This is a genomic window from Lacihabitans soyangensis, from assembly GCF_024343775.1.
Classification (GTDB): domain Bacteria; phylum Bacteroidota; class Bacteroidia; order Cytophagales; family Spirosomataceae; genus Leadbetterella; species Leadbetterella soyangensis.
The window spans coordinates 1-14,901 of the sequence record NZ_RJUF01000007.1 but is presented as its reverse complement, the minus strand read 5'-3'; the positions used below and the strand labels follow the sequence as shown (position 1 = coordinate 14,901).

General features: G+C 38.3%; 15 protein-coding genes. 9 read left to right on the top strand and 6 right to left on the bottom strand.

Translation table 11 applies throughout. From position 1 onward, the window contains the following. Window positions 1-35: 35 nt before the first annotated feature. Together EGI31_RS04375 and EGI31_RS04370 are read left to right on the top strand one after the other, a co-directional pair. The gene (locus EGI31_RS04375; RefSeq protein WP_255035944.1) at window positions 36-953 is read left to right on the top strand and encodes an MBL fold metallo-hydrolase; all 918 of its coding nucleotides are present in this window, start codon (window positions 36-38) and stop codon (window positions 951-953) included. A gap of 48 nt (window positions 954-1,001) precedes the next feature. Further along, window positions 1,002-2,180: an acyltransferase family protein gene (locus EGI31_RS04370; protein WP_255035943.1), complete on the top strand. Its 1,179-nt coding sequence runs from the start codon at window positions 1,002-1,004 to the stop codon at window positions 2,178-2,180. Between the two features lie 212 nt (window positions 2,181-2,392). On the opposite strand, the gene EGI31_RS04365 is transcribed toward EGI31_RS04370, so the two are convergent. Beyond that, window positions 2,393-3,106, bottom strand: coding sequence for an NUDIX hydrolase (locus EGI31_RS04365; RefSeq protein ID WP_255035942.1), 714 nt, complete (start codon window positions 3,104-3,106; stop codon window positions 2,393-2,395). A gap of 73 nt (window positions 3,107-3,179) precedes the next feature. On the opposite strand from EGI31_RS04365, the gene EGI31_RS04360 reads away from it, so the two are divergent. Further along, window positions 3,180-4,814, top strand: a complete 1,635-nt coding sequence (locus tag EGI31_RS04360) for a carboxylesterase/lipase family protein (protein WP_255035941.1) — start codon at window positions 3,180-3,182, stop codon at window positions 4,812-4,814. Between the two features lie 302 nt (window positions 4,815-5,116). Here the strand turns inward: EGI31_RS04360 and EGI31_RS04355 are convergent, their stop codons facing one another. The 3 genes from EGI31_RS04355 to EGI31_RS04345 all read right to left on the bottom strand — a co-directional run bounded on the left by EGI31_RS04355 (window position 5,117) and on the right by EGI31_RS04345 (window position 7,254). Then, window positions 5,117-5,809, bottom strand: a complete 693-nt coding sequence (locus EGI31_RS04355) for an SUMF1/EgtB/PvdO family nonheme iron enzyme (RefSeq protein ID WP_255035940.1) — start codon at window positions 5,807-5,809, stop codon at window positions 5,117-5,119. 178 nt (window positions 5,810-5,987) lie between these two features. Then, window positions 5,988-6,404, bottom strand: coding sequence for a DUF805 domain-containing protein (locus EGI31_RS04350; RefSeq protein WP_255035939.1), 417 nt, complete (start codon window positions 6,402-6,404; stop codon window positions 5,988-5,990). Between the two features lie 82 nt (window positions 6,405-6,486). Further along, window positions 6,487-7,254 (bottom strand): RDD family protein, encoded by a 768-nt coding sequence (locus tag EGI31_RS04345; protein WP_255035938.1) that lies wholly within the window; start codon window positions 7,252-7,254, stop codon window positions 6,487-6,489. 148 nt (window positions 7,255-7,402) lie between these two features. On the opposite strand from EGI31_RS04345, the gene EGI31_RS04340 reads away from it, so the two are divergent. From EGI31_RS04340 to EGI31_RS04315, 6 genes are all read left to right on the top strand, one after another. Further along, complete coding sequence (locus EGI31_RS04340) at window positions 7,403-8,401, top strand: stage II sporulation protein M (protein ID WP_255035936.1); 999 nt, start codon at window positions 7,403-7,405, stop codon at window positions 8,399-8,401. Next, window positions 8,391-9,089 carry a hypothetical protein gene (locus tag EGI31_RS04335; RefSeq protein WP_255035935.1) on the top strand — a complete coding sequence of 233 codons (699 nt, stop codon included), beginning with the start codon at window positions 8,391-8,393 and terminating at the stop codon, window positions 9,087-9,089. Before EGI31_RS04340 ends, EGI31_RS04335 begins: the two co-directional genes overlap by 11 nt. Next, window positions 9,086-10,327 carry a DUF4350 family protein gene (locus EGI31_RS04330; protein ID WP_255035934.1) on the top strand — a complete coding sequence of 414 codons (1,242 nt, stop codon included), beginning with the start codon at window positions 9,086-9,088 and terminating at the stop codon, window positions 10,325-10,327. Before EGI31_RS04335 ends, EGI31_RS04330 begins: the two co-directional genes overlap by 4 nt. Before the next feature lie 3 nt (window positions 10,328-10,330). Next, on the top strand, window positions 10,331-11,317 hold the full coding sequence (locus EGI31_RS04325) for an AAA family ATPase (protein WP_255035933.1): 987 nt from the start codon (window positions 10,331-10,333) through the stop codon (window positions 11,315-11,317). Continuing rightward, window positions 11,314-12,639, top strand: coding sequence for a DUF58 domain-containing protein (locus EGI31_RS04320; protein WP_255035932.1), 1,326 nt, complete (start codon window positions 11,314-11,316; stop codon window positions 12,637-12,639). The genes EGI31_RS04325 and EGI31_RS04320 overlap by 4 nt, the downstream gene beginning before the upstream one ends. Before the next feature lie 93 nt (window positions 12,640-12,732). Continuing rightward, window positions 12,733-13,347 carry an OmpH family outer membrane protein gene (locus EGI31_RS04315; protein ID WP_255035931.1) on the top strand — a complete coding sequence of 205 codons (615 nt, stop codon included), beginning with the start codon at window positions 12,733-12,735 and terminating at the stop codon, window positions 13,345-13,347. A gap of 10 nt (window positions 13,348-13,357) precedes the next feature. On the opposite strand, the gene EGI31_RS04310 is transcribed toward EGI31_RS04315, so the two are convergent. Together EGI31_RS04310 and EGI31_RS04305 are read right to left on the bottom strand one after the other, a co-directional pair. Further along, window positions 13,358-13,822 (bottom strand): Fur family transcriptional regulator, encoded by a 465-nt coding sequence (locus EGI31_RS04310; RefSeq protein ID WP_255035930.1) that lies wholly within the window; start codon window positions 13,820-13,822, stop codon window positions 13,358-13,360. Further along, a partial coding sequence (locus tag EGI31_RS04305; RefSeq protein WP_255035929.1) for a PepSY-associated TM helix domain-containing protein occupies window positions 13,819-14,901 on the bottom strand: 1,083 nt, incomplete at its 5' end. The genes EGI31_RS04305 and EGI31_RS04310, both read right to left, overlap by 4 nt.

Here is a 14,901-nt window from a genome sequence, read left to right as displayed (position 1 = left end):
AAAAATTATTCTAATTTGACATTAAATTCTATTGGATGCGATTAATTCTGCAAATAATTATTTTTTTCACTTTTGCGAACCTAAAGGTTTCAGCACAGAAACCCTATGTTTTGGTTCTTGGAACTGCTCAGGATGGCGGATTTCCACAAGCTGGATGTAAGAAAGAATGTTGCAAATCAGTTTGGGAAAATAAAATACCGCACGAAGGTGTTGCTTCTCTCGCTTTAATTGATCCCATATCTAAGCAAAAATGGATTTTCGATGCTACTCCGGATTTTCCTGAGCAACTTCATTTGCTCAATAACCATACGGGAAATTCAACATCTTTGGATGGCATTTTCCTTACTCATGCTCACATCGGTCACTACACGGGTTTGATGCATTTGGGTAGGGAGGTGATGGGAAGCAGTAAAATGAAGGTTTTTGCAATGCCAAAAATGAAAGGTTTTCTTGAAAATAACGGCCCGAGGAGTCAACTGGTGAGTATTCAAAATATAGAGATTCGCAAAATAGAGGAAACTGAAGTTATAGTTTTAAATGAGAGAATAAAGGTAGTGCCTTTCCGCGTTCCACACCGTGACGAATTTTCTGAAACGGTTGGTTATAAAATCATGACGAAAGATAAAAGTCTGATATTCATTCCCGACATAGATAAATGGCAAAAGTGGGATAAAAATTTAGTCGATGTAGTGAAAGAGAATAATGTCCTACTTTTGGATGGAACATTTTATAAGGACGGAGAGATTGACAGACCGATGAGTGAAGGTCCGCATCCATTCATTACGGAAACCGTAGGATTGCTTTCAGATTTGCCAAAAAATGAAAAGAATAAGGTGAAATTCATTCACCTAAATCACACCAATCCCATTTTACTACCCCATTCAAAAGAAAGAAAAGATCTGAAGATGAAAGGATTTGCTTGGGTAGAAACGGGTCAAAAATTAGAATTATAGCCGATTCGATATTATTTTTACTAACAATTCAACCCTAAAAATCTAAAAATGAATCAAACCTCAACCCAAAGAAACCACGCCGTTGATATATATCGTGGCTTTGTGATGTTCCTGATGATGGCCGAAGTACTTGAGTTTTCAAAAGTTTCCGAAGCCATTCCCGATAGTAAATTTTGGAGTTTTCTGGCTTTCCATCAGTCACATGTAGAATGGGTGGGATGCTCCCTTCACGATCTCATTCAGCCATCATTTAGTTTTTTAGTGGGCGTGGCTTTACCTTTTTCTATATCCAGCCGTATGTCCAAAGGGGCAGGTTTTAATTTACTTTTTCTGCATACTATAAAACGCTCCTTAATATTAATTCTACTCGGAGTATTTCTGCGGTCGGTGGATAGAAATATGACCAACTGGACTTTTGAAGATACTTTGACGCAGATTGGTTTGGGCTATACTTTTCTATTCCTACTTGGTTTTCTGAAACCTAGTATGCAATGGGTCAGTTTAGTAGTAATTTTGGTTGGGTATTGGCTGGCCTTTGCTTTATATCCAGTCCAACAGGTTGATTTTTATCTAATTGGAAAAGGGGACGAAGGACAGCCTCTGTTGTTGAATGGTTTTGCAGCTCACTGGAACAAATTTTCCAACATGGCCGCAGGATTTGATACGTGGTTTCTGAATCTTTTTCCACGAGAAAAACCCTACACATTTAACCGAGGTGGTTATGTGACCTTGAGTTTTATCCCCACGCTAGGTACTATGATTTTGGGACTTTTTGCAGGGAATATCTTAAAATCTGAGAAAACTAATCAAGAAAAACTGAGGCAGTTTTTGATTTATGGAGTTTCACTTTTAGTAATTGGATTTTTGCTTAATCTCTCAGGAATTTGTCCAAACGTTAAACGTATATGGACACCCACTTGGGTGCTTTTCAGCGGAGGATGGTGTTTTTTGTTACTTTCTTTGTTTTATTTTTTGGTAGAAATAAAGGGCAAAAATTCGTGGTTCGAATTCCTGAAAATTATAGGAGTAAATTCCATTGCGGCTTATGTGATAGCTCATACTTTGGTATACTTTATTGCAGACAATTTACCAGTTCATTTGGGTAAAAACTATGCTCAGATTTTAGGAGAACATTATGAGCATCTGGTTAATGGTGCATTGGTGTTGTTTCTAGAATGGCTCGTGCTTTGGTGGATGTACAAGAAGAAGATTTTTATCAAGATTTAGAATTAATAGATCGCTGATTTTAAGGATTTGATAAGGATTGGTTTGATGGCACACGGATTTTATGGATTTGACACGGATATAATCGTTCTTTTTGCGATTACAAACTACCTTATAGTTTTAATTCTATTTGTTTGAAGAATAGAATCCGTCCGGGCCGCCGGTGCGGTCTAATGGGTGTTAATCCGTGTTCTTCTTGTAGAATATTGAGCAGTTTATTTCTCGAAACTATACAAAAAAGGAGCTTTGTGGGCTGCACCTGAAAATTGTTTTTCATGCCGTTTTAGCAGATTCATTCCCAAAATTTTGCGTTGGAAAGCCCCTCTATGAAGTTTTTCACCCAAAATGGCTTCATAAACTTTTTGGAGGTCTTTCATAGTAAACAATGGCGGAAGCAAGTTTACGCCCATGAGCTTGGTTTCAAGATTGCTTCTTAGTGTGGCCAATGCCTTGTCCAATATCTCTTTATGATCAAAAATGAGTTCAGGAAGATTGTCCAAATCGTACCAATCGCAGGATTCAGATATGGCATCTGGCGTGAGTTCTACGTCGTCGTAGTTAATGAGGGCGTAGTAGGCTACTGAGATAAACCTGTCCAACATCCACCCAAATTCATTTATTCCGCCATTTGCCTCCATGATGGCTTTCATAAACTCAGGCTTGGACCTCGAGACATTACCAAAAGTATAAAACTGCTCTAGGAAGATAGTGTCCAGTCCTGTTCTTTCTTTCAAACCACGTCTTACGGCAGAGTTTAGGTCTTCTTCTTGGCCAACAAATCCGCCCGGAAGGGCATAATAATCGGTATTCTTGTATTTCATGACCAAGATTTTTAGTTTTTCGCCAGAAAAACCAAAAACCACTGAATCGTAAGCAATATGTTTTAAATAGGTGTTAGGGTTCAAAATTTCGTCGGGTATTTTTTTCAAAAATAAATAGGAAAATATTATAAAACTAATTAATATTGTCACAAAGTGAGACAATAAATAAACTTTAGATAAAATGAAAAAACTTTTTGGCTTTTTAGCCTTGCAGATTTTGGTTGTTTTGGTCGTAAACGCTCAAAATAAGAATGCGTTTGGCGTTCAGGTGAAAATTGAGAACGGAATCATTGAAGGAAATTACGACACCAAGTCAGGCATTCAAACTTATTTTGGAGTACCTTTTGCAGCACCACCAGTGGGTAATTTACGTTGGAAAGCTCCGCAGCCAGTAAAAAACTGGGTTGGTATTAAAGAAACCAAAGTTTTCGGGCCAAGACCGATGCAAGCGGTAGTTTTTGGTGATATGAATTCCCGTTCGAATGGCGTAAGTGAAGATTGTCTATACCTGAATGTTTGGACACCTGCTAAACGCAATACCAAAGATTTACCTGTTTTGCTGTATTTCTACGGCGGCGGAAATGTGGCTGGCGATGCCTCTGAGCCACGTTATGATGGCGAAAGCATGGCCAAAAAAGGAATAGTGGTGGTTACTTGTAATTACAGATTGAATGTTTTCGGGAATTTCGCTCATCCTGAGTTAAGTGCTGAAACTTCTTATAAAGGCTCTGGCAACTACGGCTTATTAGACCAAGTGGCAGCTATGAAATGGGTTCAGAAAAACATTGCGGCGTTCGGAGGTGATCCAAAGAAAGTAACAATTGCAGGTGAGTCAGCGGGTTCTATATCAGTGAGTTATCAGATGGCTTCACCGCTTGGTAAAGACCTGATAGCCGGTGCGATAGGGGAGAGTGGAGCAGGTATCAATCCGACTTTGGCTCCAGTGACTTTGGCTGAAGCTGAAAAACAAGGTGCTGAATTTGCCAAAAATGCAGGTGTGCTAAGCTTGAAGCAGTTGCGGGCACTGAGCAGCCGAGAGCTATATGAAATGTATAACGAATCAAAGCGATTTGGATTCCCAGTAGTTTTAGATGGGTATTTTTTACCTAAAACATTACCTGAAATATTTAATGCCAAACAACAAGCCCAGGTGCCGCTATTGTTAGGTTGGAACTCCGCCGAGATTCCAGGAGGTGCGTTTATGTTCGGCATGCCAAATACAACCGAGAATTTTATTACTCGAGTAAAGAAGGAATATCCTGTTGATTTTGAGGAAGTTTTGAAGCTTTATCCTCATAGCAACGAGCGAGAGGTAGAGCTTTCTGCCACGGCTTTAGCCTCAGACAGATTTATTTCTTACAGTACATGGAAATGGTTTGATTTGCACCGAAATAACAGCTCGTCTCCGGTTTATAGGTACATGTTCAGCAAAATTCGTCCGCCATTTGTGGATAAATCACTGGTAGCTGGTCTGGCCGGTGGAACCTTAAAGAAAGATGGGAATACCCCAAAAGCTCCGGAACCTGTTGGTGCTTCGCACGCTAGTGAGATAGAATATTGTATGGGAAATTTGTATTTGGCCATGGAGTTTGACTGGACAGCCGATGATTACAAAACCTCAGAGACGATGTTGAATTATTTTGCCAATTTCATAAAAACAGGAAACCCGAATGGCGATAAATTGCCAGAATGGCAAGCAGCAAAAGCTGGGGATAAAACTCCACCAGTGATGAACATTAATACCGAGTCAAAAATCGAAAAAGCCATGGATGATGCCCGCTATGAGTTTTTGGATAAGGCTTACAAAAACAAGTGATTGAATAAATATAACGTTTGAATGGGAGCTTTCACTTAGGGTGAAGGCTCTTTTTTTTGGAAACGATTGACAAAAAATACAAAGCATCATATTTAGAATATTCATTCTTTATAATCAAGAAATGAATACCCAATTATTTCTGAAAACAAACATTCAGGTGATCAATTTCTAATTACCATTGAACCAATAACAACAAAACAACTCACCAATAACCAGTACACCAATAACCAATACACCAATAACCAATACACCAATAACCAATACACCAATAACCAGTAAACCAGTAACCAATAACCACCTCCCTAAATCCCCCTCACACACCGAAAACTCACATGCATAAGAGAAGTTTCTTGAGTAGAAGACGAAATTCCTCCGATTTTGAATCCGTGGCAAATTTTTGGGTCGCAGAGAAATGAGCCGCCCCTTTGAAACCACTCGGTGGGTTTGGCTGGGTTTTCATCGCTACACCATTGCCAAACGTTGCCACCTACATCTCCAAGGCCCAGTTTGTTGAGTCCAAAATAACCCACGGGTGAAGTGGTCAGAAAACCATCTTCTACGGTATTATTGAATGGAAAATTCCCTTGCCAAAAATTTGCTTTAAATTTGTCGTTTTCGAAGAAATTATCCCCCCAAGTGTAGGTCTTTTCATAATCAGTTTCTCCATTTTTTTCGATAAACAGAAACTCTTGGCTAGAAGGTAATCTTTTTTTTGCCCATTTGCAGTAGGCAACGGCGTCATTCCAAGAAACCTGAGTTACTGGGTGATTCAATGGTGCTGCTGTGGTGTCTTTTCCAAGAGGAAATTGCCAATTGGCCCCTTTTTTTAATGTCCATTCGCCAGTCTGGAAATCAAAATATCCTGCGTCGCCGAACTCTTCGGCTTGGGTTTTGTATCCTGTGGCTTTTACGAATTCGGCAAACTGAGCAACGGTTACTGGGTATTTGTCCACCCAAAAATCGTCGAGTTTTTCATTGCCTTTAACTAAAACCATTCCATCCTTTTCGATGATTTCAGGTTCAGTTTGACAGGAAAAAACCAATAGGACGGCAGACCAAAAAATGATGAGTTTATACAAAATGACAGATGAAACTTTTTATAAAAATAAACCAATACGGGCTTTTTGCAAAATAAAAAAGGCTTCAATTTGTGTTTGAAGCCTTTTTTTGAAATTATTGTCCTATATTTTGAATTAGATTTTCATCATCTTGGTCATTTCCTATTCCTTTTGGATTTGGACCATATTGGTTTGTTCCAAAGTTGCTATCCGTGCAGAATAAAACTAATAACCAAATCGCTCCTACCAATGGAATTAAAGCAATCAAAATCATCCAACCACTTTTACCTACATCATGCAATCTTCTGGTGCCTATAGAAAGGCTAGGCACGATTACTGCCAAATTGTACAGGTAATAGACATAACCATATGGTAAGGGGTCAATTGTGGTGCCTAATGCATTATCAACGCCCATGCATAAAACCGTAGCAATCAGGTTGAATAATACAAAGTACCAATACTCGCTCCTTCGAGCTCTTCCGGTGAATGTTGCATAGTTTCTAAATGCGTCTAAATAGTACTGAAATGCCATAATGTAATTGTTTAAATGGTTTCCTACTCGTTTGGCTTTTCGGATTTCGCCCTGCATTTTGTGTGGTTTGCAGTTTCCAATGTCATTGTTCTATCGTTAGATGGTTGTAGTCTCTCAATAAAGATTTTAAGAATACCAAATCGCTATCTTCCGTTTGAATTTTTAGTATTCTTTTCACGTGTGAGGCCAGTTTTTCTGTCAAATTTTCATCCATCTGGATTTCAGATTTCTCTAAGAGATTTTGGATAATGGTCATGTCCTTGTCCGATAGCTTGACAACTTCGGGGTATTTTACCACATAATTGTTTCGTTTGTTAGAGTAGGCATAAATGGTGTCTTCTATGCTGTAATGGGTTTCTTTGGTACTCACTATGTAGGTTTTTGCTGCAATATCACCCAAGCGTTGCTCTGTTTTTGTGGCTCCTATCAGTATAGCACCCACCAAAGGTCCAAAAAGTGCAAGCGAACCAAAAAGCGGATTTAAAAATGCCGCCAAAGTAAAAACGTATGCATCAGCAAATAAAAACATCCATCTGATGGCACATTGGCTTACCGATGGATGATTGCCATCCTCGCCAATTACTTTTATGCTCATCAATTTTTTACCTATGGTTTGGCCTTTCCAGAGCCACTCCATAAAAAAAGTATAGAACAAAAAAGGCGTATAGACCAGAAAACTCAACAAGAAGCTCTGAGAAAAGATGTCGATGTACAGTAGATTTGAAATCAAAAAAAAGTAGCCAATTTTGATGGCCCAATCAATAAAAAACGCTCCATATCTTCTTCCGGGACCGCTGAGGTTGAAAGATAGATCAATATTTAAAAAAGTTGGAATGTTTATTGCGTTCATTTTGTAAGTTTATGAGGAAAAATATGGAATTCCAAGTTTTGTCATTTATTTTGGTTCTGGTTCAAAATTAGTGCCATACTGTTTTTTGATTTTTTTTAATTTGAATAATTAAATATACCAACATTTTACCCAAGGCCAACAGCTTTTTATGAGAGAAACCACCTTTATTGATAGGAATCGCAGCCGATGGTTGGAAATCGAAACCTCAGAAAAAGAGGACCCAGACGAGATTTCGTCGGATTTTATTGACCTCACCAGCGATTTGTCTTATGCACAAACCCACTATCCGCACAGTAAAATCACCAGTTATTTGAATTTTCTTGCCGCTGGTGTTTACAAATCTATTTACCAAAAGCCCAAAAATAATGTGATCTTGAATTTCTGGAAACGCGATTTTCCACTGATTTTGGGACACAACCAAAGGGTTCTTTGGCTCTCCTTAGCTTTTTTTGTGACTTTTTGTAGTTTAGGAGCTATATGTAGCATTACCGAGCCCAATTTTATAGAGGCGGTTATGGGGAGCGGCTATGTGGACATGACGGAGGACAACATCCGTAAGGGCATGCCTTTTGGCGTTTATGCAGACCAGCCTCCTTTCAAAATGTTCCTTACTATTTTTGCCAATAATTTCTTTGTTGGGTTGATTGTGTATATGTCGGGCGTGTTGGCTGGTTTGGGTTCATTTTACCATACTTTCAAAAATGGGCTCATGGTCGGTACTTTTCTCACCATGTTTTTTAAGCACAATTTGGGCTTTCAGGCCATTTTTGTAATTAATCTTCATGGAACTTTTGAACTCATGGGCTTAGTCTTGGAATGTATGGCAGGTTTGATTTTAGGTCTGAGCTTTCTTTTCCCAGAAACTTTGACCCGCAAACAGGCCATCAAGAAAGGGCTTTTTGAAAGTGCAAAAATCTTTATTGGTACAGTGCCATTTACATTCATTGCGGCATTTATAGAAAGTTACATTACTCGTTTGGGTAGTTCGGGGCTACAAAAGACCAGCCTTTTTATGTCTATTTTACTGGTATTGGTTTTGGTTTTTTGTGTGGCTTTTGTGGTTTGGTATTTCTTTATTTACAGTAAAAAACTGGCCAAAGAAACACCTTTGGATCAATATTTAAAAGAAATCAGCCATGAGAAATAAGACCCATATCTTCTTCTTGGTTTTCTTTTTAGCTCAATTGTTGAGTTTTGCTCAGTCTGATTCCAGAGGAAAACGAGTTGAAGATTTGAAGAAAACGGTTCCAGAACTTTGGTATGTTGACCAAAAGCCACCGGTAGATACTACAAAAAAAGATACTGTGGATATAAAATCAGAGCCCTATAGTGGTAGAGAAACCGTTTTTGAGCCACAAAACTTGGAGAATTTTTTTAGATTTATACAGTATTTATTCTTTGCAGTGTTGGCTGGGGCCATTTTGTACTTGGTCGTAAAATCAAAATTCAGTTTCGGTGGCTTTTCGAACACTAATCAAAAAGTCAATGAGGAAATTACTGAAAGTACCAAGATAGAGCGTATTGAGGATTTGGAAAGTGTGAATTTTCAGACACAAATTGATAAGGCTGAAGCAAGTCAAAATTATAGATTGGCCATCAGGGTGTATTACCTATGGCTAATAAAAAACCTCAGCGATGCCAAATTTATAGACTTTCAGGCCAATAAAACCAACCGACAGTACTGCAACGAGATGAGTGGTAGTAAATATTCCCTGGATTTTGAAGAATGTACGAAGTTCTACAATTTTGTTTGGTTTGGAGAGTTTGGCATAAGTTCAGCTGATTATCAGAAAATTATTGCTCACTATAAAAAACTGATAGGTAGATTTTTATGATAAAAAGAGTAATAATTGGTTTAGTTATAATTTTAATATTGGGTTTTCTGGTATTTCAAGGTACGGGCAAGGCTGAACCCAAAAAAAAGGTATTTGACCGTTCGATTAGGTACAAGACCAACTCCTACAAGCCTTACGACATAAAGTTTGCTTTTGATGAATTTTCTAAAATTTCTAAGAAGGGATTTGTTATCAATGATGAAAAACCTGATTATGTAAACAAACTTTTTCAATCAGAAAATAGCGTTTTTGTGGTTTGTAGCCCCTATTTTTTGCCCAACAATCAAGAAACCGCCGAACTTTTGGATTTCGTGAATAGGGGAAATAATATATACTTGAGTGCATTTACACTTGCACCTGTATTTTTGGATACGCTTCTCAATTTAAAGGAGAAGGCAGTTTTTTATAATCAATGGCCACCCGTGCCAAATGCCGAAGATTCCACCGCAATAATTTGGAACGGAGCGGACAGTATTCCCAAGACTTTTTCTTACCCTGGCTTGGGTGTGTCGTTTTATAATGAAGGCTACCTGGAGGAATCAGACACACTGGAAGTACTAAGTTATGACCAAAAGGGAGGCTATGGCTTGGTAAGTATTCCATTTGGTAAAGGTCGAGTCTTTATTCAAACCAGGCCCATGACCATGACAAATTATTTCTTGATGCACAAAAGCAACCATGAATACTTAGGGCTTATTTTGGATAATATTGGTGCAAAAAATAGGAAAATCATTTGGGATGAATTTTACAGAAGGCATCCGCTTTCGAGGCCTGATTATGATGTTTCGAAGCCGGGCGATAGCTATTTTATGGAGTTGGTAAATCAAAATCCACCACTCCAGTGGGCGGTTTACACGTTTTTGTTTGGTTTAGGGCTTTTTGTTTTGATCCATTCTCGCCGGATTCAGCGTCCTATTCCGGTCATTACCGATGTTAAAAATACATCCTATGACTTTACCAAGGCATTGGCTGGATTGTATTGGCTAAAACAGGACAATAAGAATATCTCTGAAAAAATAGCCTCACAGTTTTTTGATCATTTACAAACTAAGTATAGGATTTATCCGAAGGATTTTGACCTCAACAACGCTGCAAAAATTGCTCGAAAAACAGGTAGAAATGAATCAGAAGTGCAGGAGATTATTGGTCAGCTAGCGTTTTTGGAACAAAACGAGACAATAGACAAAAAGTGGTTAATAAAGTTTTATAAAGACATACATAAATTCTCAAAATCATAAAAAATGGAAAACGAAGAAGAACCAATATTCAGTAATAGAATAGCCCTCGACGAATTGGCCAACTCTGTAAAGCAAATAAAAGAGGAGCTCTCAAAGGTCATCATAGGTCAGCAAGAAAACATAGACTTGCTTATTACCAGTCTTTTGTGTGGTGGGCATGTGCTGATGGAGGGTGTGCCTGGCGTAGCTAAAACCCTTACGGCCAAATTGCTGGCTCAATCACTTGATGTTAGTTTTAAGCGGATACAATTTACTCCTGACCTCATGCCATCTGATGTTTTGGGTACATCGGTTTTTAATCCGAAGAGCTTGGAGTTTGAGTATAAACCTGGGCCTATTTTTAGTAATATTATTTTGATTGATGAGATAAATCGTTCTCCACCTAAAACCCAAGCTGCACTGTTTGAGCTAATGGAAGAGAAACAAGTAACTATCGATGGGCAAACCTACCAAATGCATCAGCCATTTTTGGTTTTGGCTACGCAAAACCCAATCGACCAAGAAGGCACTTATAGACTGCCCGAAGCCCAGTTAGATAGGTTTTTTATGAAGATTTTGGTAGATTATCCAAAACCCGATGAGGAGATAGACTTATTGAAGAAATTTAATTATCAAACGCAGATTCAGGTTACGGAAACGGTGAATGCCATATTGGGTAAAGAAAAAATCATTGATTTGAAGGAGACTATTCAAAAGATCATCATTGAGGACCATCTTTTAAAGTTCATAACCGATATTGTGCAGTCTACCCGAAATCATAAACAAATCGAACTAGGTGGCTCTCCACGAGCTTCTCTTGCTCTAATGCAGGCATCTAAGGCCTTGGCTGCCATATCAGGAAGAGATTTCGTGATTCCGGAAGATATCAAAACGATAGGAATACCGGTTCTCAGACATAGAATTATCCTAACCGCCGACTCTGAAATGGAAGGAGTGACGGAAGATGAAGTGCTTTCAGAATTATTTAATTCTATTGAGATTCCGCGATGATGAAATCCTTCTATCTCACCCGAAATCTGTTTGTTTGCTTAGGTGTTTGTGTGTTGTTTTTTAGTTTTGGCATGATCAACGAAGTGTTTTTTGTGGTTGGGAAAGTATTGTTTTTTCTGACTTGGTTGGTGGTGTTAGGGGAGACCATCTTACTTTTTGATACGAAAGAAATTATCTGTGTTAGTAGGATATTACCCAAAAAACTAAGTAACGGCGATGAAAATCAAGTGGAGCTTGAAATCAAGAATTTCACAAAAAAATCATTTATTGGATACTTCGTAGAAGAACTGCCCGAGCAGCTTCAAATTCGTAAATGGGAGAGAAGTTTTTCATTAAAATCTTTAGAAGAGAAGGCCATTAACTATTTGGTTTTTCCGAAAACCAGGGGAGAATATGAGTGGGGTGGTACGAATGTACTGTTGCAGTTGGGAAGTTGGAGTTTGGTAGCCCGAAGGGAGCGTTTCTTTTTCACGCAAACGGTGGCATGCTTTCCATCTTTTGAGCAGTTCAAAAAAATACCCATCAGTGCTATCGTAAACAATGTTCAGAATAGTGAGAAAGTAGTTCAGCGGATTGGGCAAAGTCTTGAATTTGAGCAGATTAAGGAGTACTCTAGAGGAGATGATTACAGACATCTCAACTGGAAAGCCAGTGCCAAGCGTGGCCTCATGATGGTGAATCAGTATCAAGACGAACGAAGCCAAGATATTTATTGTGCCATCGATTTGGGTAGAACCATGAAAATGCCTTTTGATGGTCAAACATTGCTTGACTATGCGATTAATGGCACTTTGGCACTTAGCAAAGCCATAATTACCATGTCAGACAAGGCGGGATTGGTGGGTTTTTCGTATGATAGATGCGATTATTTGCCGGCTAAAAAGGACCTCAAGCAATTTGGTAAAATCAATGATTTGTTGTACAATTTGGAAACAAAATTCAAGGAATCTGATTTTGAGAGATTGTATAAATTTGCCCGCATTAATATTCGTCAACGGAGTCTTTTGGTAATTTTTACCAACTTTGACTCGGTGAATGCAATGCATCGGAATTTGCCTTATTTGAAAGCTTTATCCAGGTATCATCTTGTTTTGGTTGTGTTTTTTGAGAATTCAGAGGTCGCACAAATAGTAGATAATCAAGCCAAAGATCTTAAAGAAATTTATGACTTTACCATTGGCCAAAGTCTGATATTACAGAATAAATTGATAGCTAAAGAGTTGAATAAACATGGCATTAAGGCTCTACATACAAAACCAGAAAATTTGAGCTTGGGTCTTATAAATACCTACATGGATATCAAGAAGAAAAGACTGATTTAATGAATTGAAATGTATTCATACGTTCGCTAAATAAAATTTTGCTTTCAATTTGAACAGAAATCGGTATTTTTGAGAAATTTTAAAAAAATCTGGATGAAACGTATTATTCTTGCTGCTCTGGTAGCACTCTCTATAAATTCTGTAAACGCACAAACTAAAAAGCCAGCAGCCAAAACTCCAGCCAAAGCGGCAACTACAAAACCCGGAGTTTCTCCCAAAATCGCCTATATATTCGAGGATTACATTTTTGAAAACTACAAAGAAGTCAAAAAACTCGATGAAGATATTAAGAAAAAGCAAGAAGTTTATCAGGAATCGTTTAATAAAATGGCCATAGAGTATCAAACCCTATATCTTGATTACCAGAACTCCATGAAGAACTTGGATTCATTGACCACAGAAAAGCTGAATGAAAAGCTCAAAAAAGTACAGGAAGTAAAGTCTGCCTCGGAGAATTATCAGAGAGAAGCCGAGAAAGATCTACAGCAATTTACAGGCGATGCCGTGGTACTAATCAAATCAAATATAAAAACTGCAGCACAAGCGGTGGCCAAAGAGAAAGGCCTGAAATATGTATTCACTCGGAATAAATCTGACGGCCCAATGACCTCCAATAGAGTGGTTTTGTACGCCGGTGATAAAGGCCTTGGCAATATTTCTGATGCGGTTTTGATTAAACTTGGAAGTCCAGTTGTCGTAAAAAAATAGGGTTTGTTTATTAGTAGATATTCGTTTTGATGCAATTACTTTTATTGCATTGTCCGTATAATATCAAAGAGTGATCCTTTATTTCTAAGCCGCTAAATTCCTCTAGTGTGTGTTGGATGTTTTGGATTCTGGGGTCGCAAAACTCAAATACTTTGTTGCAGTTGATACAAATTAGATGGCTATGTTGTTTCCTACCAAAGGATTTCTCATATCTAGAAGCGTGTTTTAACCCAAATTGGTGTTTGGTTACAAGGCCAACCTCTACCAAAAGTTCTACTACATTATAAACCGTCGCTTTGCTGATATTGAATTTCTGGGCCATGATGTCATTGTAAAGTTCCTCAATTTCAAAATGGTCTTCTCTATTGTATATTTCTCTCAGGATCCTGTAGCGTTCTTGTGTTTTTCTAAGGCCTTTTTCTTCTATCTTTTTGTCTAAAATAACTTGGGCTTTATTGTATATGTCTCCGTTCATGCTTTTACTTTATTTCTTCGTCCCCACCAAATCATAAATCCAGTAATTGGCAAACTTGCAGCCACCAAGGACAATAAAAATGCAAGGATCTTACCCGCAAAGCCCAATATACCGCCCGTATGGATATCGTAAGTCATCCTTATTAGTTTGTCTGCGAATTTTGCGTCTTTTAGTCTACCATATACGTGCTTAACTGGTATTTCTTTTAATGTGTACTGATCGAAATACCGATAGTCTGTGCTCCAATACATATCTTCCTTTGTGTTTACGTTTGCCCCAATTGTAGATGAATCTGATTCAATGGCGTGGACTTCAAGAGAAAGTGCATTAGGGTGTTCCTTTTTCATCTTTTCCCAAACCAAATCCGCGACAGGTTTTTTGAAAGATGTTGTAATGGGTTTTTGTGATATGGGTTCGGTAAAAAGTAGTTCTTTTTCACCCCCGGTAGCTGAATAAATGAGGTAAGTAAACCACTGTATACCAAAGAAAATACCTGTCACAGCGATAATGAGCAATAATGTAGAACTGTAAAATCCAAGGATATTGTGGAGGTCGTAATTCTTGCGTTTCCACTGAGTAGCGTCTTTCCATCTGAACCAAAACCGTTGTTTAGCGGCAGCTTTGTTCTTTGGCCACCAGAGAATAATACCTGTAATAAGCATAAATACAAAAATTAGTGTGGAATAAGAGGTAATAGGTTGCCCAATTTTAGGAGGTAACCAAAGATAATAGTGTCCGTTAAGAACCCAATGAAAGAACGTTTCCTCTATATTTTGTACTTGTAGTATCTTGGCGGTATAGGGATTATGGTAAATGATATAGTAATGTTCGGGGTCAAAACCATAAAATATGGCCTCTACACTTCTGCCTTTTCCTGGGTAATTGATGGCATGAAGGTGAGCCTTTGGTAATGCCTTTCGTGCTACATTTTCAAAGGCGGAGGGTGGTAAAATTTCTCGATTTTCTATTTTCGAAAACCTGAAAGTCTGAGTGACATCCTGAATTTCTTTTTGAAATGCATACAAACAGCCTGTTATGCTCACTATAAACACCACCAGCCCGGTGCTTAGACCGAGCCA

Bases quoted from the DNA above. Each gene is read 5' to 3' on its own strand.
- EGI31_RS04360 (WP_255035941.1), top strand. From the start codon at position 3,180: ATGAAAAAACTTTTTGGCTTTTTAGCCTTGCAGATTTTGGTTGTTTTG.
- EGI31_RS04330 (WP_255035934.1), top strand. From the start codon at position 9,086: ATGATAAAAAGAGTAATAATTGGTTTAGTTATAATTTTAATATTGGGT.
- EGI31_RS04335 (WP_255035935.1), top strand. From the start codon at position 8,391: ATGAGAAATAAGACCCATATCTTCTTCTTGGTTTTCTTTTTAGCTCAA.
- EGI31_RS04325 (WP_255035933.1), top strand. From the start codon at position 10,331: ATGGAAAACGAAGAAGAACCAATATTCAGTAATAGAATAGCCCTCGAC.
- EGI31_RS04375 (WP_255035944.1), top strand. From the start codon at position 36: ATGCGATTAATTCTGCAAATAATTATTTTTTTCACTTTTGCGAACCTA.
- EGI31_RS04355 (WP_255035940.1), bottom strand. From the start codon at position 5,809: ATGGTTTTAGTTAAAGGCAATGAAAAACTCGACGATTTTTGGGTGGAC.
- EGI31_RS04315 (WP_255035931.1), top strand. From the start codon at position 12,733: ATGAAACGTATTATTCTTGCTGCTCTGGTAGCACTCTCTATAAATTCT.
- EGI31_RS04345 (WP_255035938.1), bottom strand. From the start codon at position 7,254: ATGAACGCAATAAACATTCCAACTTTTTTAAATATTGATCTATCTTTC.
- EGI31_RS04340 (WP_255035936.1), top strand. From the start codon at position 7,403: ATGAGAGAAACCACCTTTATTGATAGGAATCGCAGCCGATGGTTGGAA.
- EGI31_RS04310 (WP_255035930.1), bottom strand. From the start codon at position 13,822: ATGAACGGAGACATATACAATAAAGCCCAAGTTATTTTAGACAAAAAG.
- EGI31_RS04350 (WP_255035939.1), bottom strand. From the start codon at position 6,404: ATGGCATTTCAGTACTATTTAGACGCATTTAGAAACTATGCAACATTC.
- EGI31_RS04320 (WP_255035932.1), top strand. From the start codon at position 11,314: ATGATGAAATCCTTCTATCTCACCCGAAATCTGTTTGTTTGCTTAGGT.
- EGI31_RS04370 (WP_255035943.1), top strand. From the start codon at position 1,002: ATGAATCAAACCTCAACCCAAAGAAACCACGCCGTTGATATATATCGT.